The organism is Pseudarthrobacter sp. CCNWLW217 (genome assembly GCF_037203985.1).
GTDB lineage: Bacteria > Actinomycetota > Actinomycetes > Actinomycetales > Micrococcaceae > Arthrobacter.
Genome location: NZ_JBBCBT010000016.1, coordinates 56,310 through 79,132 on the forward strand (window position 1 = coordinate 56,310; position 22,823 = coordinate 79,132).

Genomic DNA, 22,823 nt, shown 5'->3' on the forward strand with positions numbered 1-22,823 from the left:
TTGCCATTCCACCCCATCAGGCCGAATCTGAGGGAACCATCAATAGAAACTACCCAAGCGTCACGCTCGAAGACCCAGAATCACTTCTGGCTCCTTTCAGTCACGAGTCAGTAATTAGCATTGAAGGTGACTGGACCCAAACGAGTATCCGCCTCCGGGGCAGCAGAACGACCCCTTGGCCCGCCGAGCCGGTCATACCCCTCCCAGGAATGCTTGAGTCGTATATCCCTCCAACGGGATGGCTACCCGCTACCGGCAACAATGATGACCGGGCATCGGACCGGATGGCCGAACTCTTTGATGACGGCAGTGTTCTTTGGCGCGTGGATGTGCCGGTCAGAACACGCGAGGATGCGCCCACACGCTGCACGTTTGTTCTCGCATCCGACGTAAATCGAGCACGAAGGATTCTTGGCCCTCTTCACATGAACTCGCTTGTGATCCAGCAGAGTTCATACTCCAGAGCCCAGATCGAACGAACCCAGGCCTCGCTCAGCCACGCTCCCTGGCCGTTCCATGCGGCCGGCCAAGGCCTCGGGCCGACAGGAGAAATAGAAGTCAGGGTGTACGTCCCGTACCTGACTTCTGAATTAGTGCAGTGGGCGGAATCGGCACCCCACGGACTCGTAGCCTTTCGTCCGTGGATCCGTCGCATCATGTAGTGGAGGCGGGATCGGCCCTTCCGATCTCGAGGCGCAGATTCCGAACAGGTCGTACAAGGCAGAAGCGGGAGCACAGGCACGCACGCAGATGCCAGGAGTAGCATCCACCGCCTTATTGCTTCAGCTGTTAGGACTCTCGATATGCATGCAGTCTCGGCGACTGAGGCTTCTCCCCGCGCATCAACAACGCAGATGATTTGCTCTTTCTGTTAAGCCAAATCTCATTGAGCGAGTAAGGGACTACTACAAGCAAGGGAAGCGCGACCCCATGCCAGAAAGGCCAAAGAGAAAAAACCAAAGGAATAAATGACGCAACGAACAGAACAGCGTGAACATATCGGTACCAATTCATGCTTTCCCCCTTTGGGTTGACTGAACAGACTTTAGAAGCGACCCCACCTGGCATGGTTTGAAGGCCCGAACCGCGCCCGGCTTAGCCCTATCGGCTGAGTTCTTCCGTCATGAGCTCGGGAAGCTTCCGCTGCAGTGCAGCGCTCCACCCGATCAGAACGGCAGTTACGAGGAGGGTCGCCGCAAGGTAGGTGACCGTCGCTGCGATGCCAAAGGAAACCCCGAGAACGAGTCCGAGGACGACCTTAACAGCGACAAGGACAATCAGCACGGCGGCGGCCAGGTTACCGATCCGGGACCCTCGGGAGACGGTCGTCCCGCGTGTTAACCGGGCTGCGTATTCCCTCGCACTACCGAAGGCCTCTGCCGGCTCCTCTCCGGTCCCCAGCACGTGGCCATGGAGTTCCCGAAGCACATCGGCTACCTGGTCCTCGCTAAGTCTGCGCTTGCGCAGTTCCATGGCCAACGTCTTGAAATAGCCCAATGCCGTCATGCCGGGCTTCCCTCCATTGTCATTACTGTCGCTACCCTTGCCGTGAAGTCCTGCCAGGACCCGGCCGTCTCTTTCAGCCAAGCTTCCCCTTCCTCAGTGATCCTGTAGAACTTGCGGCCGGGGCCGCCGTTCCCCTCGCGCCATTCGGAGCAAACGCGACCATCGGCCTCGAGTCGGTTCAGCACGGGATAGACGGTGCCGCCGCCGATTCCCGGCAGGCCATGCGCGTTCAGGTCCTGCACAATCTGATAGCCGTAGGCCTCGCTCGGTTCCGCACAAGCTGCAGAACGCAGGGTGCCAAGACGGCACGGGTCCAAGCGCTGGGCCACTTCAGATCCCCGCCAGCAAAACCACCGTCCCTCGTTTGACCCATTTCCCTGCAGTCCGCGGATCATAAATCGGAGCCGAGACACTGACTGGCATTGAATCATCCCCCTTTCGTTTGAGCGAGTGATTGGAGAATATGGGCGCAAGCACGAGCCCATGTGGACAAACGGGGAAATTAGGTGCCGGGAGAAGTGAATCTAAGGGCGAGAATTTGAAATCTAGGTGCCGTTGATCGGGTTCTAGTGGTTGGCGGTGCTGTGGGTGTTCCGGCTCGAGCTGTAACGCACGACGGCGGCACCCACCTTGAGTGCTTCGCCCGCCATTGGCTTGGAACTTCTTTGCTGAACAAACCCATCCGACATGCGATAACGACCGAATAGCTGGCATAACCCCTTGGGTCGGCATTCAGAAACCGGCCCATATCGCATTCAGGAGATCACCATGGCAACACACACCAGCACAGGCATCGCGGCTCGCAGTAACGTCCAGAAGGCATCCCTGGCAGTGGGAGCAGTGTTCCTGCTGGTCGGCATCCTGGGCTTCGTCCCGGGTATCACGGCCAACTTCGACCAACTGCACTTCGCTGGCCACCACTCCGAGGCCATGCTGCTGGGCCTCTTCCAGGTCTCGGCCCTGCACAACATCGTTCACCTGCTGTTCGGCGCGGCAGGCATCGCCCTGGCCAGGACCGCCGCCGGCGCCCGCTCGTTCCTGCTCTACGGCGGCATCATCTACCTGGTCCTGTTCGTCTACGGCCTGGTGGTCCCCCAGGATTCGGCCGGGAACTTCGTGCCACTCAACGGCTTCGATAACGGCCTGCACCTGCTGCTCGGCGCCGGCATGGTGGCACTGGCGCTGCTGCTTACCAAGGGGCATGCCAGGGCGCGGGCGTAATCCCGCACCAACATATACAGGGCAATGGCCCCGATGGCAGCTTCGGCTGTTATCGGGGCCATTGCCTTCCCTGCCCTAAGTAACTCGTGGCGAGGCGCGTGGCTCTCGCCGCTAGGCGCGTTCCACTGGCAGCCACAATTCGGTGGTTGCTGTGCTGAAGTCGGCGGCGCGGTCGAGAATGGCAACGACCGACGGGCCGGGCCTCAGCCGCCAGGGGTTGGAGGGGAACCAATCGGCGGCGGTCGCAGCCCACGTGGACTGGAGGGCTGCCGGATAGGGTCCGCTGGTGCGGAACACCGCCCAGGCGCCGGCCGCGACGTCGATCGTGTCAAGGTCCTCCGGCACCGGCGTTCCTTCGCTGACAGCAACGCCGTGCAGGTAGGTCAGCTCGCTCCCCTCGGTGTAATCGGGGTCGACGTCGGCGCTCACCTGCAACAGTCCGGCGGGCTCGGTGTTGCTCAGCTTTTTAAGGCGAACGTGTTCCGCTTCAGGCAGCGCCGCGATGTGCGCCTGGATGTGCGGGTTGGCGCCTTCGTGAATGAGGGGCACGCGAGCGGCGTGGCCGACCAGCCGGAAGGCCGGTTGATCTGCGATGCGGGTATCCATGGTGGTGTTTCCTTCGATCGTCAGGCGGAACCTGAGCTGTGATTGTGTCCGAAGGGGGCCACCGTCCCGGCGCACGTCCGCAGGGCTGACGCCATGCACCGCACGGAAAGCCCGGTTGAATGCTTCGGTGGAGCCATAGCCGAAGCGCACCGCAGTCCCCAACAGATCGCTGCCTCCAAGGACATCGGCCGCGGCGACCGTCATGCGCCGCCGCCGAATGTACTCCGACAGCGGCATGCCAGCCAGCGACGAGAACATCCGGCGGACATGATACTCGGTGGTACCGAGTCCGCTGGTCAGGCCAGCGACGTCGATCTCCTCGGTGAGGTGCTCCTCGATGTAACCGAGGACATGGTTCAGAACTGCGATCACGGTTCCCCCTTCCGCATCAAGCCTCGCTCATCGACTCAACTTCACACCCGACTATTGCGGTTCGATCCGATCGAGGGCACGGGCCCCAGGAACGACGACGGCGGGAATGCCTCCCGCCGTCGTCGTTCCTTCCGTGCCGGGGAATCGCAGCCAGCGGGAGGGGTGGTGGGCGGCAGGAGTGCCGCCTGCCCTCCTACTCCGCGATGTCCTCCGCCCACAGGTCCGGGTTCTCGGACTGGAAAGTGCGCATCATGTCCACGCAACGCGGATCATCCAGGACCACCACCTCAACCCCGCGTGACCGCAGAAGCTCCAGTTCGCCGTCGAACGTGCGCGCCTCCCCCACCACCACGCGGGGGATCTTGAATTGAATGATGGTCCCGGCGCACATGGCACACGGGGCGAGGGTGGTGTACAGCGTGGTGTCCCGGTAATTCTTCTGCCGGCCTGCTGTGCGGAGCGCGGACATTTCTCCGTGCGCGATCGGGTCGGCGTTTTGGACCCGTTCGTTGTGTCCGCTGGCAATGACCAGGCCGTCCCGGGCGAGCGCTGCTCCGATGGGGATGCCGCCTTCCGCCAGGCTCTTTTGGGCGGCCTGGTAGGCGGCTTCGAATGCCGAGTCGGAGGCGGCTTGTGGTTCGGGCGCCCCGGTTCGTGGCTGGTCGTGGGTCATGGCGTCATTCTCGCACGCGGCTGTTTCTAAGACGTGGATTCGCCGGATGGACGGCGGTACGAGGAACCCGACGCTGTCCTCTCCAGCAATCCGAAGTCGACCAGGTAGCGGCGCAGCAGCACCACGTCGTCGGTGTAGTTCAGCAGCCGCTCGTTGACCTGCCGCTCGCTAAGATTCTCCCCCGGCTGGATCGCCTGCGCGACGATCCAGCCCAGGAGCTCGCGCCGGTCCGCCGAGGACGCGGGGTACCTGTCGATCCGGCCGAGGCGCAGGAAGCGGTCCACCCCTGTTTTCGGCTGGCGCTTCGGCTGCTGGGTCAGGAGCTCGCGGAAGACCGCATCCGACGCTTCCAGTCCCTTGCTCCCGGTCCACTCGGCCAGGCCGGCTTCCAGCAGGACAGCGATGGCCCTGGTGCGCCGCTGCTCCTTCACACCGGGGAGGACCTCTTCACCGAGCACAATCTGTGCATAAGCGGTGCGCGCATCCCGGTTCGCGAGCGCCGCCATGACCCGGCGCCAGTGCGGTCCGCTCAGGCCCGGCACTCCGTTCAAGGCCACCTCCCATGGCTGCAGCGGGCACTGTGGTTCTAGCCCGGATCCTCGTCATTTGCGATCGCCTCGACCCAGTCGATGCCTTCGTCAGGGAAATAGTGGCCCGGTTCTCCGGCCCGGTCAGCCCACCATGGATCGGCGTTCGCCGGTCCCCCGGCGCTGGCGATCTCGGCCACCACTTCCGCCGGCACCGCGTCGCCGTTGTTCTCGATCAGCCATTCCTGCGTTGATGGCTGTAGTTTTGTCCACCACTGCTCGATGCCCATAGTCGAAGTCTTCCACGCCTCATCGAGGCGGCGCCAGACAACAAGGAAAGCGTCGGCAACCACGTCTTCGGCATGATCCGGGTGGGCCCGGCGTTGAACGAACCCGATCAGGTCCGGGTGGGCCACTTCATAGGTGGATCCATCCGACCAAGTGTGTGGCACCAGCAGGAAGATCTGGTTCGGGCGCGGTGCGGCTCCGGTTACGAAGAGGGCTTCGAGGCCGCCAGGGAATGAGCCGACGCTAGAACGGTCGCCATTCGGAGGTTCTCCGTGGCGGCGATGATGCTCCTGACGGTTTCGGGGTCTGCCTTACTGGGCGAGCCGTGGTCGAAAGGGGGATCCGGGTCGTATTCGATGGCCAGCTGAATCTTCCGGGCTTCGTCGTCACCAAAGAGTTCAGCCGCCAGTGTGAAGGCAAAGTCGATCCCCGAGGTGACACCGGCACCTGTGATCCGGTTTCTGTCGCGGACAACCCGTTCAGACGTCGGTTCGACGCCGAAGTGTTCGAGCATCCGAAGGGACGCCCAATGGCTGGTGGCTCGGTAGCCGGTGAGGAGACCCGCAGCGGCGAGGGTGAATGATCCGGTGCAGACGGACGTGATCCAGCGGGCACTCCGTGCTTGTACGCGTAGAAACTCGAGGGCCTTGGGGTCGTCGAACATGTCGAACGCCCCGGCGCCTCCGGGAACAAAGAGAACGTCAGCCTGGGGACAATCGTCAAGGGTCGTCGTCGGCACGATGCACCAGCCGGCGTCAGTGATGACGGGATCCAGATCGTGCCACGCGAGGTGGACTTCGGTATCCGGGAACTTGGAGAAAACCTGAGCCGGCCCGGTGAAATCCAACTGGGTGACTCTGGGAAAGAGGAGGACAACGATTCTTAGCGGACCGGAGGGCATCTATCCAGCCTATACAGCTCGCTGCGATGATTTTCGCCGGGACATCCCGAAATGTTCGGCCGGAAAAGAGTTCGCAGAAATGTTTCCCATTGACAGGAAAAGTTTCCGCAACCTATTCTGAACGTGTTGCACATCTCATCACTTCCAGGAGGATCCGTGAGCTTCACGTCCCGCAGGGTCACCATGGCCGACGTCGCCAACGCCTCTGGCGTTTCCATAGGCACGGTGTCCAAGGCGCTCAACAAACGGGGCCAGCTTCGTGAAGATACCCGGGACCGCGTCCTGGCTGCCGCGCGGGAACTCGGTTTCGAGGCCCCCGCTGCGGAAGGCAACCACAACGACGTCCTCACCATCGGCCTGGTGACGTCGGACGACATCGGACGCTTCAGCATTCCCGTTATGTACGGGCTAGAGGATTCGTTCGGCCCGGAGCAGGCATCGGTGCTCATCAGCAACTCACGGGGCGACCTGGTCCGCGAGCGCCACTGCGTGGAGACGCTGGCCTCCCGCAATGTCGATGCAATCGTGGTCATGACGAATCTCACCGGCCCGCGCGCCCCCTTGCCCCCGACATCGGTCCCGATCGTCTATGTCATGGGACATTCTTCCGACCCCGAAGACATGTCAGTGGTGGTTGACCAGGTGCAGGGCGTACTCCTTGCACTCGAACATGCAGCCAACCTGGGTCATCAGAACATCGCCTACGTAGCGGGGCCGCGCCAGGACTACTCTGCCCGCATCCGCGCCGAGGCCGTACAGGAACATGCCGGAGCCTTCGGGCTCACCCTGGCGGGCGACCGTCCCCTCTACGGAAACTGGTCCGAGGCTTGGGGCAGGCAAGCCGCCCAGATGCTGCGCCAGCGGGTGGAACCTGTGGACATCGTTCTCTGCGGCAGTGACGAGATCGCCCGCGGTGTGGCTGACGGACTCCGCGAAGCAAACATTGTGGTGCCTCATGACGTCGCGATCATCGGCTTCGACAACTGGGCAGCAGCGGCCATGAACTGCAGGCCATCCCTGACAACCGTCGACATGAACCTTGAAGAACTGGGCCGCGCCGCAGGAGCACGTGTCCTTGAAGCCATCGGCGGAAACAGCAGGACCGGAGTGGAAGCACAGCCGTGCCAACTCATCGTCCGCGATTCCACTTAACATCCATCCAGCCCCACTAACGTCAACGACCACGAGGGACCAATGATGCACTCCCCACCGGCCGGCCTTCGCCGCGCCCAAAATTCCCCCGACGGCGGCCGCAGGGACTTCAGCCGCCGCTCTGTACTGACGCTCGGAGCCGCAGCCGTGGCAGCGACGTTCGGCCTGTCAGGATGCTCGGCTGTCCTGCCGGAAACAAATGTTGCTGCAGCCAACTTCGGGAAGAACCCGTCCGGCTCCATCCGCTTCTGGTGCCGAGCCACGGCCTTCAAGCCCGCCCAGCTCATCGTGGAGAAATACCACCGGGCCCAGCAGGCAGTGAGGATCGAACTCACCGTCCTGCCGGAGGGCCAGATGACCACAAAGCTCGCCACCGCGATCCGGGGCGGTTCCGTGCCGGACGTCGTAGCCCCTGACTCCGTCACGACTCCCGTTTTCAGCACCCGGGACGCCTTAACGGACCTCACGCCGCTGATCAACGAGCTCCCCTACGCGGAGCACCTGAACAAGCCACTCCTTGACGTGGCCTCCTTCGACGGAAAAATCTACGGGCTCCCGGCGCTCTCCAACGTGTCGCAACTGTTCTGGAACAAGGAGCTCTACGAGAAGGCAGGGCTGGACCCGGAGAAGGGCCCCAGCAACTACGCGGAATATCTGGAGCACGCCGCGGCGGTTCGGTCCATCAACGGGGTTTCCGGAGTGACCTTCACCGGCAACTCCGCCGGCATCCTTGGCTACGTCATCCAACCGCATTTCTGGGCCGACCAGAGCCCGTTCTACAAGGGGCCACTAGGCCACCAGCAGGCGGCGGTGCTCGGCAACGAGCCGCTCCGAAGGACGCTGGAGCTTTACCGCAGCTTTTACACGGAAGGACTCGCCCAGCCAGGCGCCGAGGCGGACTCCGGTGCGGCGTGGGGGCAGGACTTCCTCAAGGGAACTGTGGGGCTCTTTCCGGGGTCCTACGACCTGGTGGTAGGGGGCGCCACACCGGAGTTCCTGGACAAGCTTGGCGTCAGCGCCTTCCCTGGCCCCGACGGAAACGTTTCGCAATTTTCCGGCGGAGCGGTGCTGTCCATTCCCCGGGGCGCCGCGAATCCGGGGGCCGCCTGGGATTTCATCCGCTTCGTGGGTGAGCTTGAACAGCAGTCCGAACTGGCCGCCTTGGGCTGGTACCCGGTCCGCAGCGACATCCTCAAGACCGGCTTCGCCGAGAAATTCCCTCTGATGGTCCCGGGCATGGAGCGCATGAACGAAGGCTTCGCCGCTCCCACCACGCTCTACACACAGCTCACCAACACCGTGCAGTCACCCTGGCTTGCGATGTTCCGCGAAGCAGTCTTCAGCCAGGACGCCCTCGACGACGTACTTCAGCGGGCGCATGAAGAGACTGCCCGAGTTCTGAAGGTGAATCAGGCATGACAACCGCAACCCCGTACCAGACCCAACTCCAGACCGGGAAGACCGGGAAGAAGGCACCCCGGCGCGCATCGCGCCGTGATTCCTACACCGGGATGTTTATGCTCGCCCCGGCCGTGCTCCTCGTAGCTGTTTTCGTCATCGTTCCGCTGATCTTTGCCGTGGTCATCTCCCTGACCAACTGGCCGCTCGTCGGCGAAGTGGAGTTCAACGGCGTCGAAAACTACGTCACCGCCTTCGCCGACACCGTCTTCTGGGGATCCATCCTCTACACGCTGGGTTTTGCCGTCGTCTCCACGGCCTTAGGGATCGCCGTCGGCTACATGCTCGCCATGCTGGTCCGCTCCAACCGCCGAGGTGCCGGGCTCATCCGCACTGCAGTGTTCCTGCCCTACGTCATCGGCATCACCTCATTAAGCTTCGTGGCCATCTTGGAATTCCGGCCGGACAGCGGCGCGCTCGACCAGCTGCTTCTCAACCTTGGCATCACCTCGGCGCCCACGGCCTGGCTCCTGGACGGTACGAGCGCCACCGTGCTGATAGTCCTCCTGGGCACCTATGTGGGCGCCGGCTTTACCATGATCATCCTGATGTCCGGCATGCAAAGCATCCCGGAGGAACTCTACGAATCCGCCCAGATAGACGGCGCCGGACGGTGGAAGCAGGAATTCCTGGTCACCGTTCCGCTGCTCAAGCGGTACCTCGGGCTGCTGACGGTGATGGGCTTCATCGGCGCCATCCTCGCCTTCACCCAGTTCTTCATCATCACGGGCGGTGGCCCGGGAACCGGCACCCTCACCACCATGCTCTACGTCTACAACAAGGCCTTCGGCGACCTGCAGGTGGGTTACGCAACCGCCCTGTCGTTTGTCGTCGTCGTCATCGCAGCAGGCCTCACCCTCATCCAGTTCCGCGTCATGCGCGAGGACTGACAAGCACAAACTCTTCGTCCGAGTCCGATCAAAGGAGATTTCGTGACAACTTCCACCCAAGCGCCGCCGCCGGTTACTACGCGGCTGCCCCGCACTCCCCCCAACGCCCCACATGCCAAGAAAGCACCTGCGTCGGCACGGATCAGGACGGCACTGTACGCGGTGATTGGCACCGTCGTATCGATACTCTTCGTTGCCCCGGTTCTCTGGTCCGTCCTCCGTTCCCTTCAGCCCGGCGCCCAGATTGCGGGCCCGGCGGCGGGGCAATCGTTCACTGAGCTGTCCTTCGAGAACTACGTCGGCCTCATCAACAACATCGGCGCCGGCTCCTACATCTGGAACAGCCTGACCATTGCGCTGGGCTCCGCGGTGTTGAGCGTGGCCATCACCACCCTTGCCGCCTACGCCTTGGTCAACTACCCGTTCCGGGGTTCGAACGTGGCGTTCGCGCTCATCCTGCTGACCATGATGGTCCCCTTCCAGGCCATCCTGACGCCGCTCTTCCTGGAGATGAACGCCCTGGGCCTGACAGACTCCCTGGCTGGCATCATCGTCTTCCACCTCACCTTCAACTTGCCCTTCGGCGTCTTCCTGATGAGGAACTCATTCGCCCAGATCCCGGCAGAGGTTGTGGAAGCGGCACGGATCGACGGCGCGGGTCCCCTCCGGATTCTGTTCTCCGTGCTGAGGCCCATGATTGTCCCCGGGGCCGTGACCGTATTCCTCTTCGCGTTCCTCGGCGCCTGGGGAGACTTCCTGGGAGCGCTGACTTTCCTGACCAGGCAGGAGCTCTTCACCCTGCCCGTCGCGGTGGAGAACGTCGCCTCCGGAGCCTTCGGAACGGTGAATTACGGTTACGTGATCGCAGGCGCGGTGTTGCTCATGCTCCCCTGCCTCATCCTCTACGCAGCCGTTCAGCGCTACTACGTGCGGGGCCTCGTCGCGGGGGCCGTCAAGGGCTAAGAACCACGCCGTCCCGTTCCCCACAGACCCAAGCCAAGAGAGCCGCACTTCCCATGCACCCCACCACCGCCACCGCGGAAACCACCGCGCCGCCGTCGTCCTTTCCCTTGAACAGCGTCCGGCTGCTGGCCGGCGACTTCAAGAACGCGCAGGACACCAGCATCCGTTATGTCCTGGCACTGGATGCTGACCGCCTCTGTGCTCCCTACCGCAGGGAAGCAGGACTTCCGACGACGGCGGCGGCGTACGGCGGGTGGGAATCGGACGGCTTGGCAGGACACATCGGCGGGCACTACCTCTCGGCCTGTGCGCAATTGTTTGCGGCAACGGGCGATGCCCGCTTGCTCGAGCGGCTACAGTACGTCCTGGCTGTGTTCGAAGAGTGCCAGAACGCGGCGGGCACCGGGTACCTGGGCGGGGTTCCCGGCGGCCGCCGCCTCGGCGAAGAGCTCCGGGCAGGAGAAATTGATGCTGATGTTTTCACGCTCAACGGACGCTGGGTCCCGCTTTACAGCCTTCACAAGACCTTCGCCGGGCTCCTGGATGCCTACACGTATGCCGGGGCCGAATCCGCCCTGCACATGCTCACCCGCCTGGCGGACTGGTGGCTCACGGTTTCCGCCGGCCTGGACGATGATGCATTCGAGGATGTCCTGGTCACTGAGTTCGGCGGAATGAACGACACCCTGACATCCCTTGCCGAGCTGACAGGGCGGGATGACTACCTGCGCGAGGCCCGCCGTTTTTCGCACCGCGCCATCCTGGAACCCCTTGCTTCAGGCCTTGACCGGCTGGACGGGCTCCACGCCAACACACAGATACCGAAGGTGGTGGGGTACGAACGGTACGCGCAGGCCACGGGCAGCCAGGAGCATCTCGAGGCGTCCGACTACTTCTGGCAGACCGTCACCCGTGAGCGCACGGTGTCGATCGGGGGCAACAGCGTCCGGGAGCATTTCCACTCGTCCCGCGATTTCACGCCCATGATCCTCGACGTCGAGGGACCGGAGACCTGCAACACCTACAACATGCTCAAGCTCGCCAAGCTGCGCTTCGAGCGGGCCGGCGATCCTGCAGCGATGGCGTTCTACGAGCGCGCCACCTTCAACCACATCCTTTCCTCCCAGCACCCGGAGCGCGGCGGGTTTGTGTACTTCACGCCGATGCGTCCGTCCCACTACCGTGTGTACTCCACCGTCCATGAATCCATGTGGTGCTGCGTGGGCTCCGGCCTGGAAAACCATGCCCGCTATGGCGAGCTGATCTACAGCCACAGCGGCGGCAACCTGGCAGTGAACCTGTACATCGCCTCGGAACTCAACTGGGCCGAGCGCGGAGTGAAGGTCCGGATGGAGACAGACTTCCCGTACTCGGACACCGTCCAGCTGGCCGTCACGGCCGACAGTCCAACAGCCTTCACCTTGCAGCTCCGCCGCCCGGAATGGGCGACCGCCATGGAGGTCAGTGTGCATCCGGCCGGCGGGGGGCGGCCACAGGCGGTGGGCCGAAACACCGTCCATCGCGTGTGGGAGGGAACCACCACGGTCACCGTTCGGCTGCAGGCCGAAATGACGGCCGAAGCCCTGCCAGACGGTTCTCCCTGGGTTTCCTTCCTCTACGGGCCCGTGGTCCTCGCCGCGCGGGAGGGAACCGCCGGGGTGGAAGCCGTGGAGGCGCCGGACGAGCGCATGGGCCATGTTGCATCCGGTCCCCTGGATCCCCTGGCCGGCACACCGGTGGTAGTTTCAGCTGACCCGGCAGCCGCCGTCGAACTGTCCAACCGGGCGGCCATCACCGCGGAACTGACTGCCGTCCGGAACGGCGCAACCGTTCAGCTCAAGCTCGAGCCGTTTGCCGGGATCCACGACGAGCGCTACACCGTGTACTGGCCCACGGGTGCATCCGCCGAGGTGCGGACGGCGGAGCTTGCCGCAATTGATGCGGCAGCGGGCATGAAGAGCGATGTCATCGACGCCGTGGCCGCGGGTGAGCAGCAGCCGGAGTCGGACCACTTCTTCGCCGGCGTTGCCACCCGGGCCGGCGGTCAGGACGGAGTGCATTGGCGCAATGCGACGGGCTGGTTCTCCTATGTGCTCAAGGATGCCCACGGCAAAGCTGCCAGCGTCCGGGTGAGAATGCGGCCAGATGCAGGACGTGGACAGCGGATCAGCCTCAACGGAGTGCCGCTGACCGAGGCTTTGCGCTCCGCCCTCGAGCAGGGCGCCGAGGTGACCGAATACGCCGTCCCCGCAGAGGCAAGGACCGAAGTGTCCGGGGCACTCGTCTTCGCTGTTCATGCCCTCCCCGGCACCGCCACCGGTGACCTGCTTTCCGTCGAATTGCTCGACGGCGCCCGCCTTGCCTGACCGGATCTGATCGGCGGATGGTCGCGTTCCCGCCGAGTCGTCGATCCGTATACAAGTGGTCAGGCGGACCCTACAATGAGCCATGCCCATGACCGGCCGAGCTGTCTCTGTTGTGGTTCTGCTCGCCGTCGAGGCAGGGCTGGCCCTGCTGGCTGTACTGGTCCACCAGGGCTTCATGTCCGTATACGGCAATGTCACCGATACCGCGCTTGAGGCGCTCACCTGGGGGTTGACGGCCGGTCCCTCCGGAATGGCGCTCGGTGTGGTCGCGGTGGTTGCCGTGGCCGGTTTGGTCCTCTCGCCACGGCTGTGGATGCGGCTGACGGCCGTGGCCATTCCGGTAGTTTTGCTGCTCGTGATGCTCGCTGTCACCCCCTTGGCCTTGGCGCAGAAGGTGGGGAAGTACGACTCCTCTCCGCAGTGCGTGATGGAGGGAACGGCTGAGCCCATGGCCAGCGCAGACCGCGAGTCCCAGCGGGCGTTCGATTCCATCGAACACATCGGCCTATTCAGCGGTGGCGGCGTAAGTGGTGTGGGCGGTTGTGTCCGGTGGTTAGTGATCTCAGAAGACGTGGATGTGCTGCAGCATTATCGTGCAGCGCTGCCTGAGGCGGGCTGGGAAGTGGTTGAGGATGACGGACGCCACCTGCGGGCCGAGCATGATGCCCTTGCATTCGAGGTGATGCCCTGCCCTGGCGGCGGTGCTGTGTGGGCCGGAAGTGAGGACGAGCCCGCCTTCGGACAAGGAACGCCTGGGCTGGCGGGTACTGAAATTTGTCCACACGACCTGTGACAACGACAGGATCTAATCCCCCGTACGAGTGGCCGAAGGGCCAGCTGCCGCCGCTTTCGTCCGAGCTCGAGCAGCGCCACAGCAATAGACAGGACAAGCCCTGAAGCTATCAGCGGGGTGGTCTCTCGGTCCGGGTGCCCGAACGACTCCCGCGTGATCCGTACCCACGAGATACCCAGGATTTAGAGGGCGCCCTGCCACGCGACCGCCCGTCACACACACGGCTGCGGCCTGGCAGCAGCAGGGCGGTGCCTGCTGCGTGGGCGGCCAGCGTATGCCATGGTGCTCACAGCCCGAGATCGCCGCCCACGGCGAATTGGAGTTCAGGATGCCGGCATTTGACCCGGCAGGCCAGGCGGTGGCGCCTCCAGTCTTTCCATCCTGCCTTAAGCTGCAGGCCCAGGTAGGAGGAGTACTTCCGGCTCTTGCGCAGGTCTCCCGTGCGGATCCAGCTGCGCGGGAGAATGTCGCGGCTACGGTTGCGAGAGCGGAAGGAAGTAGCCGACGACGGCAACCTCGTCTCAGGGGGGGCGCAGACCTCCACCTAGAAGCAGGCCGCTCTCCACTTATCTTTGCGGGAATCACACCTAAATCGGTCCCAGATCAGCCCAAAAATGACCCAGTCCATACCTAGATGAAATTTACGGCCGTATTTTCCTTTCAGGAAGGAGCGGTCATTGGGTTCAATATGTGGCCAATCTTTCCTAATCGAAATTATGGAAATCATACCTTTTGGAGGAATTGTGAACTGGCAACAATTCAACTGCATACTGGGATTCCTGGGACACATCATTACGACGGGTTCGCTGATCGCGGCTGCATTTACTGGTGGTGCAACACTTGTCATTGCTGGTATTTCGTACACACTTAGCGGCCTGTCACTGGCCTTGGGGTGTGGGTAACTGATCTATGAAATTTCTAACCCTGTCCGCGGCTGTCATTTTCTCGATCGTTGCCATCATTGCGTTCTTTAGCAACCAGATCATGGGGGTCCTATCCCTGGCCGCGGCGGGGGCATGTCTCGCGACGTGGTTCGTCTACAAGAAGCAAGCAAAATAAGTCTGTACTGCGTCTCTACATGGCTGTGTCTGGAGTCGACAGAGGTCCGCTCCAGACACGGACACGTGTTGAGCCACATACACAGCCAACCAATGAGGGCAAATGGCACTGGTAAGAGTCAAGGAGCTATCAAAGCATTACGGCTCAGTCCGAGGAATTGAACACATCCAATTCGACCTCAACGCAGGAGAGTCGATGGCGATAGTTGGGCCCAACGGATCTGGCAAGACGACTCTGGTCAGGTGCTTGCTCGGCTTGGTCGAAGCGAGCGAAGGGATTGTGGATATTGCAGGGAGAGCGTATCAGCCTGCCGACCCGACCCGGATCGGCTACTTACCAGAAGATCGAGGGCATTTTCAGCGTGACCGAGTGATTGACGTGCTGCGGCTTTTCGGCACCTTGCGGGGTCTCGACTCGAGGGCGGCCGATAGCCAGGCTCACGAATATCTTGAAGAGATGGGGTTGGGATCGTTGGCCTTCACACAGATCCAGGCCCTATCGAACGGCCAGCAGCAAAAGGTCCATTTGGGAATCACCTTCATGGGGAATCCTGACCTGTTGGTGCTGGATGAGCCCACACGGGGGTTTGATCCTGTCAACAAGGCCGCCTTCAACAAGTACGTGGCAGAACGCACTAGCCGAGGGGCGACACTGATCCTAGTCACTCATCAGATGCAGGAGGTCGAAGACCTAACTGAGCGCATCCTCTTTCTAGACAATGGGGCTCAGCATTACTTGGGAACGGTGCATGACGCCAAAACCGACCTCGGTGAGACCCGAACGCAATTCACATATCTTGGAGACCTCCCCTCTCTCATAAGTGACTGGCCATTAGTACGCCAAGGACGAGGGCGTGCTGCCTTGATTCACACGCATAGTCAGGGGATGCCCGAGCGTTTGCTTTCGGACTTGATACATGCCGGCGTCCGGCTCACTGGGTTTCAGACTCGGTCATCAACCCTGGATGAAGTGTTTGTGCGCACATATGGAGAATCGGTGCAAGTGGAGGATGAGATCACCGGATGACAGGCCCAAACCGGCAGCTTGTCGCTTTTGACGTCAGGCGCCATCTGAGAAGGAAGAGTTTCTGGATTGCGTCACTAATGGTGCCTGCATTCATGGTTCTCTTGGGTTTTCTGGTCCAGTCCAGCGAAAGTGCCATCCGGAAGAGTTCGGACGTATCCGGCCTAACGTCGTTTGCGTTTCACTACGCCGACTACTCCGGCTTGATCGACGCAGATCTGGCCAAACGGGTTGGTGGAAGTATCGCTACCAACGTGGACAAGGCCAAAGAGGAAGTGAAGATTGGCAAAATACAGACGCTGATCGTCTACCCGAGCGACGTGGCTCGCGGGAAGATCCAGATTTTCGAGAACAATGTGGGTCTTGTAGGGGATCAAAAGTCAACCGCTTTTGCCAGACAACTCCTCCAGATGTCGGTTGCAAGAACCGTCGACTCGCCTCAGATTGTGAAATCGTTAACTGCCAGTGTCGAAGTGACCAGAGCCGGCTATCGAAACGGAGTTCCTGATCCAGGGTTGGCAGCCGTGGCGGTTCCAATGCTGTTCTTGTTCGTGTACTTCACCATGACGATCTTTCTCGGCAACCAAATAATCGGAGGCTTTGCCGAGGAACGCGAACAGAAGATACGCGAGGTGCTGTTCGTCGACGTGACCGCTTCGAGCGTGTTTCTTGCAAGGATGGTCGCAACCACTGTGTTGGGAGCCCTTCAGCTTGCCATCATGGCAATTCCGCTCATAATCGCCTACTTCGCCATCGGACCTAGTCTCGGACTGCCAGTCCCGGCATTTAGCACTTGGGTCCTTGACAGTTCAAAGATGCTCGTGGGGTTCGCGACGCTGCTGCTCGGCGTCGCCATGATGATCGCGGTTCATGCGGCTGTTGGCGCAAAAATCAAGAGCGTGCGTGAAGGATCAGCATTCGGAACTCTGTTTATCATTGCGATGTTCTCTCCGAGCTACATTCTGGGTGTGATTTCGGAAAATCCCGGATCGCTGGCGGTTCAGACAATGACCTATTTCCCACTCACTGCACCCAGTACATTGCTGTTCCGGAATGCACTCGGAAACATCAGCTTGTTGGAACTCGTCATCAGCATGACGGTCGTTGCGATAACGAGCGTCGTAACCACTCTGGCCGCAATCCGGATATACAGGGGCGGGCAAGCCCTCCCGAACAAAAGTAAGCCCTTGAACGCAGGGACCGCTTGAACCATTCAACGTCTGTTATCCCTGGCCATACTCTCGTTGACGGGATTTCGGACTAGACATTCTGTGGCCCCAAAGTGATAGAGCGTTGGGAAACGTGCAGGAAGGGAGAGAACGTTGGAGAGACAAACTGCGGCGGGGTTGGGCCGTCCCGGAACCCGGGGTCTAGACAAGCTCAACCAAAGTGTCTCAGCGGGTGTTTGTGCTGGCTGCAGTTCGTCTACCGGCGTTCCAGCCCCTTCCATCCGAGCTCTGGCACAATCCGCGGCATCTGCATGACGTCGCCGACGTCCTGGAACTGCTGCGGGAGCACTGGCCGCAGCACGTCATACAGGCACTTCATGAACTCGTCCCCGGCTTCCGTTTGATCGAAAACGCCTACGACGTGGCAGAAAACCTATTCGTCGTCGGTAGCAAGGCTGAATTTTTCATGCCGAGGCAGTTTTGATGCAGACGTCGACCTTGAGCGTTATCGCCTGCAAGAACGTCAAACAGCTCGGTGACGGAGAGTACCTGCTGCCGCGAGTCCGTAAAAGGACGACAAGAGCACTGTCTTGCCGCTTCCGCTCTTGCCGAATACGGCAACCTGTTGCTCTCGTGCGACTTTATTCTGCTCCATGGGAAGAAATTACGGCACGATTGATTGAAATACATGTGTGTCGAAATTAGGTGTCGAAAGCCATGAGATGAGCCACGACCACGATTTACGGGTACGGAACGGACTCGGAATGGCTGCCATTCGGGCCTAGGCGCCATCGCGCCGGGGGCCTTCAACGTTCCCAATGAGCGCTGGAACGATCCGTCGAAGAGGGTCCATCTTTGTGCCGCCCGGGTCCGGTGCGGGCGCAGATCTCATTACACCCGGCCAAAGGATCTGAGACTCAAAGTCAAAGGTTCAAGCATACATACTCTTTGTAAATAACAAATGAAAAGCCACTCATGCTTGTCATATTTGAGATTGCATCTTGTCGTAACACCGGAAAACCTACTGCGTCTGCGATATTTGAGCCATGACTACACCAGAGTTCCCTGGGGCGGGCTCACAGCAGGCTTCGCCCAACCATCCACCTGCCGCGCAGCCGGCTTACGAGGCGTCAACGCAGACCCTCCCGCCCCGGCCGACGAAGGCAAAGAAGCCATTGAACGTCGTTGGGCTCATCGCCCTCATCACAGCCGTGCTCGGGTTCATCTTCGCCTGTATGCCTGGTGCCCTCATCGTTGGCTGGATACTGTTGCCGATCGCATTCGTTCTGGCTCTCGTTTCTCTGTTCCTAAAGGACAAGCCCAAAGGGCTGGGTATCACCGCCCTGATCCTGTCAATCGTTGGAACAATTGTCGGGGTCGTCGTGTTCTTTGCCGTAGTCGGGTCGTCCTTCGACAACGCATTCGGCAGCGGCGACACCAAAGTCGTAGCACCGTCCGGCGAGGGTGCCACTAACGGCGAGGCAGCGGAGGCTCCCGCTGCCAAGACCGGGACCCGCGAGACTCCACATCCGATCGGCTCGGTCATTGAATCCAAGGACTGGCGTGTTGTGGTCAACTCGGTCACCCTTGCCGCCACAGACGCTGTTGTCGCTGCCAACCAATTCAACGACCCGCCTGCCGCGGGTTCGGAGTACATCCTCGTGAACTACTCCGTCACCTACATCGGCGATGACGCTAACGGGCAGACGCCTTCGTTCGTGTCAGTCGAATACGTGACAGCTGACGGCAGGACCGTGAATAGCTACGACAAGTCCGTCGTAGAACCGGATGCCATCAGCTCGAACGCGCTCTTTAAGGGCGGCTCGGCAACAGGCAACAAGGCTTTTGAAGTGCCGTCGGCCACCGCGGCTCAAGGCGTTCTCGCCGTCAGGGCGGGCATGCTCGGTGACAAGGTATTCGTCGCAGCCAAATAACACTCAGAGGAAGTTCGCAAAGCCCCCGCCAGAGGCGGGGGCTTTGCTATGCCGCGCTACGCGACTGTTGCAGTGCAGTTACTCCGCGTAGCCTCAAGCACTCCTACGGGTGCACCAGCACCTTCACCGCCGTGTCCTTGTGGTTGATAAGGGTGTCAAAGCCCTGCTCCACCAGGTGCTCCAGCGCGATCCGGCCGGTGATGAACGGTTTGAGGTCCACCTTGCCCTCCTGCACCATCTTGATGACGGCGGGGTGGTCGCGGACGTAGGCGATGGTGCCGCGCAGGTCGATCTCCTTGAGCACAATCTTCTGCATGTCGATGGTGGCGGGCGCGCCCCAGATGGACACGTTGACCACCACGGCGCCTGGCCGGACGGCGTCGAGTCCAGCACCGCGCTTACGCCGGCGCATTCGAAGGCGACGTCGGCCCCGGTCCCGCCGGTGAGCTCCCGCACCCGGACCGGGACGTCCTCCTTGCTGGGGTCCAGGACGTGGTCCGCCACCCCGCTGGAGGTGGCCTTCTCCTTGCGCGCCTGGGTGAGCTCGCTGATGATCGTGGTCACCCCCATGCCCTTCGGACCGGGGCGGTGAGCAGGCCGATGGGACCCGACCCGCCCACTACCGCCGTGTCGCCCGCCTTCACGCCGCTGCGCGCCACCGCGTGGTGCGCCACGGACAGCGGCTCGATCAGCGCCGCCTCATCCAGCGGGATGTCCCCGATGGGGTGTACCCACCGCTGGTTCACCCTAAGAGATCCTAAACCCGCGTCGGCCGGAGCGCTTACGGCGTGGTGGTGGCCGTATACCACGACCACGCGAGGAGATCTACCACCTTGCCGTGACCACCGGCCTCGCATCGGTGGAGGAACTCTCCGCCCGGTTCGAGGTCACCGCGTCCACCATCCGCCGCGACCTGGCGCTGCTGAATTCGCAGGGCCGGCTGGCCCGCACCTACGGCGGCGCGATGGCGCTGGGCGCGCACCCCGAGGCGTCGCTGCGGCAGCGCACCGGCCAGGCGTTCGAACAGAAGCACGCCATCGCCCGCTGGGCGGCGTCCGTGATCCCGCCGGGTGAGAACATCCTGCTCGACGCCGGTTCCACCGTGGGTGCCCTGGCCCACGAACTCCGCGGGTTCGACAAGCTGTCCGTGACCACCCCGGGCATCAACACCATGCAGGAACTGGCGGACTCGGAGGGCATCGAGGTGGACTGCCTGGGCGGCCGGCTCCGCACCGTCAGCCAGAGCTTCGTGGGACCGCTGGCCGAGGCCGCGCTGGAGCGGATGAGCTTCGACCGGGTGTTCTTGGGTGCCGACGCCGTCACCGCCGAGGACGGCATCTGCGAGGCTAGCCACGAGCAGACCCGGCTCAAGGAGCTAATGGCCCGGCGCGGCAATCTTGTGTATGTGCTGGCGGACTCGTCCAAGCTCGGCCTGCGGCCGTTCCATGCCTGGGCCCGGCTGGCGCTGCCGTGGACTTTGGTGACGGACGACGGCGCCGATCCGGTGCAGGTGCAGAAGTTCCGGGACGCGGGGGTTGCGGTTGAGGTGGCTGAGGTTTCCGGCTAAGACGGGCCTTTCGGCGGGCTGCTGATTTGTATCAGTGCCACTGCTTCGACGGCGGAGCGGGGGCTCGTGAGGACCGGCGTTGCGAGCCCGGTCAGCAGGGCCGCCGCGGGTTCCATGCTGGCCTGGGCAAGGACGACGACGTCGGAGCGGCTTGCGAGCCTATCCGCCGCCTGGGCGATGCTCGAGTGGTAGGCCTCCGCATCCCCCGCCAGGAAGGCGTCCCACGCCCCCTCCACAACGCTGACCTCCACGGTGATGCCGGCTTCCGCGTCCACAGCCTCCTCGGCGAGGACACGGCTGGTTGGCTCCACGGTGCTCGCGAGAGCCACGAGGACTCCGATGCGCGGACCGAGCGTCACGGCACGGCGAAGCATCGGCCGATCAATCCGAACCACTTCCAGCCCATCGCCGGAGAGGTCCTCCGCTACCTCGCCGAGCGTGGAGCAGGTGCACAAGACCACCTCGCATCCAGCACGTCGAAGTTCCGCGAGATGGGCGGCGACGACGGCCCGCACGCTCTCCTCAGTTCCGTCTTGCCGCGCAAGCTCCAGGGCATCGGGATCCACGCGGTGGACGGTGGAGGCGGAAGGCAGATACTCCCGGGCAAGGGCCTCAAACGTGGCCTCATGGACCTGCGCCGTGTGGAGGAAACCGACTCTATCGGCGGCACCGTTGCGTGGATGGGTCATGGTTCCCGACTTTAACAGGCCCGCCGGCCCGCCAGGCTCAGCAGGTTCAGCTGGAGGCCCCGGTAAGAGGGGTTATGGGAGTTACTGAGAACGGTGCGGCCAGCAGGGACTCCACACCTTTCACGAATTCCTTGACATGGTCTTTTTCATTGTGGGACTTGAGGTCCTCGCGGGTTGCCCATCCCTCAAAGAGGACAAACGCGCCGGGCCTTTGGTCTTCAGAGAAGACGGTGTATTCCAGGCATCCGGCGTCCTGGCGGCTCGCGGACTCCAGCTCCCCGAGGGCTTCCCGAAGCGTCGCTTCGTGCCCCTCTTTTGCGATGAACACTGGCATGAGCCAGACTTCCGCTGCTTCTTGGCTGACTGTTGTATGTGGCAATTTTGACGTCCTCGGGTGGTCCTGTGCGTTCAGGAGGGGCGGCTTGGCCGCCGCCCCTCCTGTTCGGTCATGAATTGATAAGCGGAACCTCTACCCACGATTCCTTGGCGGCGGATTCGACGATTGCGTCATCGATCAGTGCCACCTGGTAGCCGTCGGCGAAACTCGGGCTGACGCTGCCGCCTTCCGCGATGGCCTTGAAGAAGTCGTAGGCCTCGATGATCTTCGTTTCGCCGTATCCAATGCCCAGGGCAGGGATGGGCCAGAGTCCTTCTCCGTAGGGGTGGGCCGGGCCGGTGTAGACGGTGCGGAAGCCCCGGCGGTCGGACTGGTCTGAAGCGAAGCAGACCTGCAGCTCGTCGCGCCGCTCGTAGTTGAAGACGATGCTTCCTTCTGTTCCGTGGATCTCGAAGGTGATGTAGTTGTTCCGGCCGTGGGCGTTGCGTGTTGCTTCCACGGATCCCACGGCGCCGTTGGCGAAACGGATCATGGTCATGACTTCGTCGTCCACATCAACGTCGCCGCGGGGTCCTTCTTCGCCGCGAACGGTGCCCAATGCGTCGGCACCGCCGGACTGGAGCGGCCGCTCGGGGATCCAGGTGGACAGGACGGCGTTCACGGCGCTGAATTCGCCGACGAGGTAGCGGGCCATGTCGAAGACGTGCGTTGCGATGTCACCAAGGGCACCGGAACCAGCAATGGATTTCTGGAAGCGCCAGGAGAGCGGCGAGTTCGGGTCGGCGCTCCAGTCCTGCAGGTAGGTCCCCCGGAAGCTGAGGATGCGGCCAATGGCGCCTTCCTCGATGTATTTCTTTGCCAGCGCAACGGCAGGGGTGCGCCGGTAGTTGAAGGCAACCATGTGGACGATGTTTTTGTCCTTGACCGCGTCGTACATGGCCTTGGATTCTTCACCGGTACGGGCCAGGGGCTTTTCGCAGATGATGTGCTTGCCGGCTTCGGCCGCGGCAATGGCGATCTCGGCGTGGAGGTGGTTCGGCGTTGCAATGTCCACCACGTGGATGTCCGGATCGTCGATGATGCTGCGCCAGTCCGAGGTGGATTTTTCGAAGCCGAAGCGTCGGGCTGCTTCGGCAGCGAGGTCTTCGTTGGCTTCGGCAATGACCTTGCGGACCGGCATTGCCGGTGCAGGCCAGAAGAACATGGGCATGGCGGCGTACGCCAAGGAGTGGGCCTTGCCCATGAAGCCGCCTCCGATGAGGCCGACGTTGAGGTTCTGCATGTGAATCTTGTTCCTTCCGGAAGGCGGGGCAGATGCCGGCTGTGGCA

24 protein-coding genes and 1 pseudogene are annotated in these 22,823 nt (G+C 62.2%); 13 read left to right on the top strand and 12 right to left on the bottom strand.

Going from position 1 to position 22,823, the window contains the following annotated elements; translation table 11 throughout:
* Positions 1-1,101: 1,101 nt before the first annotated feature.
* Entirely contained in the window at positions 1,102-1,506 is a 405-nt protein-coding gene (locus V9L18_RS17300) for a hypothetical protein (RefSeq protein ID WP_337348398.1), read from the bottom strand.
* Positions 1,503-1,835, bottom strand: a complete 333-nt coding sequence (locus V9L18_RS17305; protein WP_337348399.1) for a PadR family transcriptional regulator — start codon at positions 1,833-1,835, stop codon at positions 1,503-1,505. The genes V9L18_RS17300 and V9L18_RS17305 overlap by 4 nt, the downstream gene beginning before the upstream one ends.
* 439 nt (positions 1,836-2,274) lie before the next feature.
* On the opposite strand from V9L18_RS17305, the gene V9L18_RS17310 reads away from it, so the two are divergent.
* On the top strand, positions 2,275-2,727 hold the full coding sequence (locus V9L18_RS17310) for a DUF4383 domain-containing protein (RefSeq protein WP_337348400.1): 453 nt from the start codon (positions 2,275-2,277) through the stop codon (positions 2,725-2,727).
* 111 nt (positions 2,728-2,838) lie between these two features.
* Here the strand turns inward: V9L18_RS17310 and V9L18_RS17315 are convergent, their stop codons facing one another.
* From V9L18_RS17315 to V9L18_RS17335, 5 genes are all read right to left on the bottom strand, one after another.
* Positions 2,839-3,705 carry an AraC family transcriptional regulator gene (locus tag V9L18_RS17315; protein WP_337348401.1) on the bottom strand — a complete coding sequence of 289 codons (867 nt, stop codon included), beginning with the start codon at positions 3,703-3,705 and terminating at the stop codon, positions 2,839-2,841.
* Positions 3,706-3,898: 193 nt separating this feature from the next.
* Positions 3,899-4,378 (bottom strand): nucleoside deaminase, encoded by a 480-nt coding sequence (locus V9L18_RS17320; RefSeq protein ID WP_337348402.1) that lies wholly within the window; start codon positions 4,376-4,378, stop codon positions 3,899-3,901.
* A gap of 26 nt (positions 4,379-4,404) precedes the next feature.
* Positions 4,405-4,920 (bottom strand): DUF2087 domain-containing protein, encoded by a 516-nt coding sequence (locus V9L18_RS17325; protein WP_337348448.1) that lies wholly within the window; start codon positions 4,918-4,920, stop codon positions 4,405-4,407.
* A gap of 44 nt (positions 4,921-4,964) precedes the next feature.
* Entirely contained in the window at positions 4,965-5,357 is a 393-nt protein-coding gene (locus tag V9L18_RS17330) for a hypothetical protein (RefSeq protein WP_337348403.1), read from the bottom strand.
* Positions 5,358-5,395: 38 nt separating this feature from the next.
* On the bottom strand, positions 5,396-6,094 hold the full coding sequence (locus V9L18_RS17335; protein WP_337348404.1) for a DJ-1/PfpI family protein: 699 nt from the start codon (positions 6,092-6,094) through the stop codon (positions 5,396-5,398).
* A 156-nt stretch (positions 6,095-6,250) separates the two neighbouring features.
* Between V9L18_RS17335 and V9L18_RS17340 the strand changes: the two genes are divergently transcribed.
* From V9L18_RS17340 to V9L18_RS17385, 10 genes are all read left to right on the top strand, one after another.
* The gene (locus V9L18_RS17340; RefSeq protein WP_337348405.1) at positions 6,251-7,246 is read left to right on the top strand and encodes a LacI family DNA-binding transcriptional regulator; all 996 of its coding nucleotides are present in this window, start codon (positions 6,251-6,253) and stop codon (positions 7,244-7,246) included.
* 42 nt (positions 7,247-7,288) lie between these two features.
* Positions 7,289-8,665 carry an ABC transporter substrate-binding protein gene (locus V9L18_RS17345; protein ID WP_337348406.1) on the top strand — a complete coding sequence of 459 codons (1,377 nt, stop codon included), beginning with the start codon at positions 7,289-7,291 and terminating at the stop codon, positions 8,663-8,665.
* On the top strand, positions 8,662-9,594 hold the full coding sequence (locus tag V9L18_RS17350) for a carbohydrate ABC transporter permease (RefSeq protein ID WP_337348407.1): 933 nt from the start codon (positions 8,662-8,664) through the stop codon (positions 9,592-9,594). The genes V9L18_RS17345 and V9L18_RS17350 overlap by 4 nt, the downstream gene beginning before the upstream one ends.
* 42 nt (positions 9,595-9,636) lie before the next feature.
* Positions 9,637-10,557, top strand: coding sequence for a carbohydrate ABC transporter permease (locus V9L18_RS17355; RefSeq protein ID WP_337348408.1), 921 nt, complete (start codon positions 9,637-9,639; stop codon positions 10,555-10,557).
* A 53-nt stretch (positions 10,558-10,610) separates the two neighbouring features.
* Positions 10,611-12,923 (top strand): beta-L-arabinofuranosidase domain-containing protein, encoded by a 2,313-nt coding sequence (locus V9L18_RS17360; RefSeq protein ID WP_337348409.1) that lies wholly within the window; start codon positions 10,611-10,613, stop codon positions 12,921-12,923.
* A gap of 88 nt (positions 12,924-13,011) precedes the next feature.
* Positions 13,012-13,716 (top strand): hypothetical protein, encoded by a 705-nt coding sequence (locus V9L18_RS17365; RefSeq protein ID WP_337348410.1) that lies wholly within the window; start codon positions 13,012-13,014, stop codon positions 13,714-13,716.
* Positions 13,717-14,625: 909 nt separating this feature from the next.
* Positions 14,626-14,775 (top strand): hypothetical protein, encoded by a 150-nt coding sequence (locus V9L18_RS17370; protein WP_337348411.1) that lies wholly within the window; start codon positions 14,626-14,628, stop codon positions 14,773-14,775.
* 102 nt (positions 14,776-14,877) lie between these two features.
* Entirely contained in the window at positions 14,878-15,801 is a 924-nt protein-coding gene (locus V9L18_RS17375; RefSeq protein WP_337348412.1) for an ABC transporter ATP-binding protein, read from the top strand.
* Positions 15,798-17,006: an ABC transporter permease gene (locus tag V9L18_RS17380; RefSeq protein WP_337348413.1), complete on the top strand. Its 1,209-nt coding sequence runs from the start codon at positions 15,798-15,800 to the stop codon at positions 17,004-17,006. Before V9L18_RS17375 ends, V9L18_RS17380 begins: the two co-directional genes overlap by 4 nt.
* Positions 17,007-17,205: 199 nt before the next feature.
* Positions 17,206-17,451 (top strand): hypothetical protein, encoded by a 246-nt coding sequence (locus V9L18_RS17385; protein WP_337348414.1) that lies wholly within the window; start codon positions 17,206-17,208, stop codon positions 17,449-17,451.
* Positions 17,452-17,490: 39 nt separating this feature from the next.
* Here V9L18_RS17385 and V9L18_RS22090 read toward each other — a convergent pair whose 3' ends face one another.
* On the bottom strand, positions 17,491-17,622 hold the full coding sequence (locus tag V9L18_RS22090; protein ID WP_376045175.1) for an ATP-binding cassette domain-containing protein: 132 nt from the start codon (positions 17,620-17,622) through the stop codon (positions 17,491-17,493).
* Between the two features lie 391 nt (positions 17,623-18,013).
* Between V9L18_RS22090 and V9L18_RS17390 the strand changes: the two genes are divergently transcribed.
* A complete protein-coding gene (locus tag V9L18_RS17390; protein ID WP_337348415.1) occupies positions 18,014-18,901 on the top strand; it encodes a hypothetical protein in 888 nt (295 codons plus the stop codon).
* 103 nt (positions 18,902-19,004) lie between these two features.
* On the opposite strand, the pseudogene V9L18_RS17395 reads toward V9L18_RS17390, so the two are convergent.
* Positions 19,005-19,647, bottom strand: a pseudogene (locus tag V9L18_RS17395) (zinc-binding dehydrogenase); the annotation flags it as partial.
* Positions 19,648-19,703: 56 nt separating this feature from the next.
* On the opposite strand from V9L18_RS17395, the gene V9L18_RS17400 reads away from it, so the two are divergent.
* Positions 19,704-20,468 (top strand): DeoR/GlpR family DNA-binding transcription regulator, encoded by a 765-nt coding sequence (locus tag V9L18_RS17400; protein WP_337348449.1) that lies wholly within the window; start codon positions 19,704-19,706, stop codon positions 20,466-20,468.
* On the opposite strand, the gene V9L18_RS17405 is transcribed toward V9L18_RS17400, so the two are convergent.
* The 3 genes from V9L18_RS17405 to V9L18_RS17415 form a co-directional block, all read right to left on the bottom strand.
* Positions 20,465-21,157 carry an aspartate/glutamate racemase family protein gene (locus V9L18_RS17405; RefSeq protein ID WP_337348416.1) on the bottom strand — a complete coding sequence of 231 codons (693 nt, stop codon included), beginning with the start codon at positions 21,155-21,157 and terminating at the stop codon, positions 20,465-20,467. The two genes, V9L18_RS17400 and V9L18_RS17405, sit on opposite strands and share 4 nt — an antisense overlap.
* 46 nt (positions 21,158-21,203) lie before the next feature.
* Positions 21,204-21,536 (bottom strand): putative quinol monooxygenase, encoded by a 333-nt coding sequence (locus V9L18_RS17410; RefSeq protein ID WP_337348417.1) that lies wholly within the window; start codon positions 21,534-21,536, stop codon positions 21,204-21,206.
* Between the two features lie 67 nt (positions 21,537-21,603).
* Positions 21,604-22,776: a Gfo/Idh/MocA family protein gene (locus tag V9L18_RS17415; protein WP_337348418.1), complete on the bottom strand. Its 1,173-nt coding sequence runs from the start codon at positions 22,774-22,776 to the stop codon at positions 21,604-21,606.
* Positions 22,777-22,823 lie beyond the last annotated feature (47 nt).

Coding starts and splice junctions, on each gene's coding strand:
- V9L18_RS17335 (WP_337348404.1), bottom strand. CDS start 6,094: ATGCCCTCCGGTCCGCTAAGAATCGTTGTCCTCCTCTTTCCCAGAGTC.
- V9L18_RS17320 (WP_337348402.1), bottom strand. CDS start 4,378: ATGACCCACGACCAGCCACGAACCGGGGCGCCCGAACCACAAGCCGCC.
- V9L18_RS17375 (WP_337348412.1), top strand. CDS start 14,878: ATGGCACTGGTAAGAGTCAAGGAGCTATCAAAGCATTACGGCTCAGTC.
- V9L18_RS22090 (WP_376045175.1), bottom strand. CDS start 17,622: ATGGAGCAGAATAAAGTCGCACGAGAGCAACAGGTTGCCGTATTCGGC.
- V9L18_RS17350 (WP_337348407.1), top strand. CDS start 8,662: ATGACAACCGCAACCCCGTACCAGACCCAACTCCAGACCGGGAAGACC.
- V9L18_RS17365 (WP_337348410.1), top strand. CDS start 13,012: ATGACCGGCCGAGCTGTCTCTGTTGTGGTTCTGCTCGCCGTCGAGGCA.
- V9L18_RS17405 (WP_337348416.1), bottom strand. CDS start 21,157: ATGACCCATCCACGCAACGGTGCCGCCGATAGAGTCGGTTTCCTCCAC.
- V9L18_RS17390 (WP_337348415.1), top strand. CDS start 18,014: ATGACTACACCAGAGTTCCCTGGGGCGGGCTCACAGCAGGCTTCGCCC.
- V9L18_RS17380 (WP_337348413.1), top strand. CDS start 15,798: ATGACAGGCCCAAACCGGCAGCTTGTCGCTTTTGACGTCAGGCGCCAT.
- V9L18_RS17310 (WP_337348400.1), top strand. CDS start 2,275: ATGGCAACACACACCAGCACAGGCATCGCGGCTCGCAGTAACGTCCAG.
- V9L18_RS17360 (WP_337348409.1), top strand. CDS start 10,611: ATGCACCCCACCACCGCCACCGCGGAAACCACCGCGCCGCCGTCGTCC.
- V9L18_RS17300 (WP_337348398.1), bottom strand. CDS start 1,506: ATGACGGCATTGGGCTATTTCAAGACGTTGGCCATGGAACTGCGCAAG.
- V9L18_RS17345 (WP_337348406.1), top strand. CDS start 7,289: ATGATGCACTCCCCACCGGCCGGCCTTCGCCGCGCCCAAAATTCCCCC.
- V9L18_RS17370 (WP_337348411.1), top strand. CDS start 14,626: ATGAAATTTCTAACCCTGTCCGCGGCTGTCATTTTCTCGATCGTTGCC.
- V9L18_RS17415 (WP_337348418.1), bottom strand. CDS start 22,776: ATGCAGAACCTCAACGTCGGCCTCATCGGAGGCGGCTTCATGGGCAAG.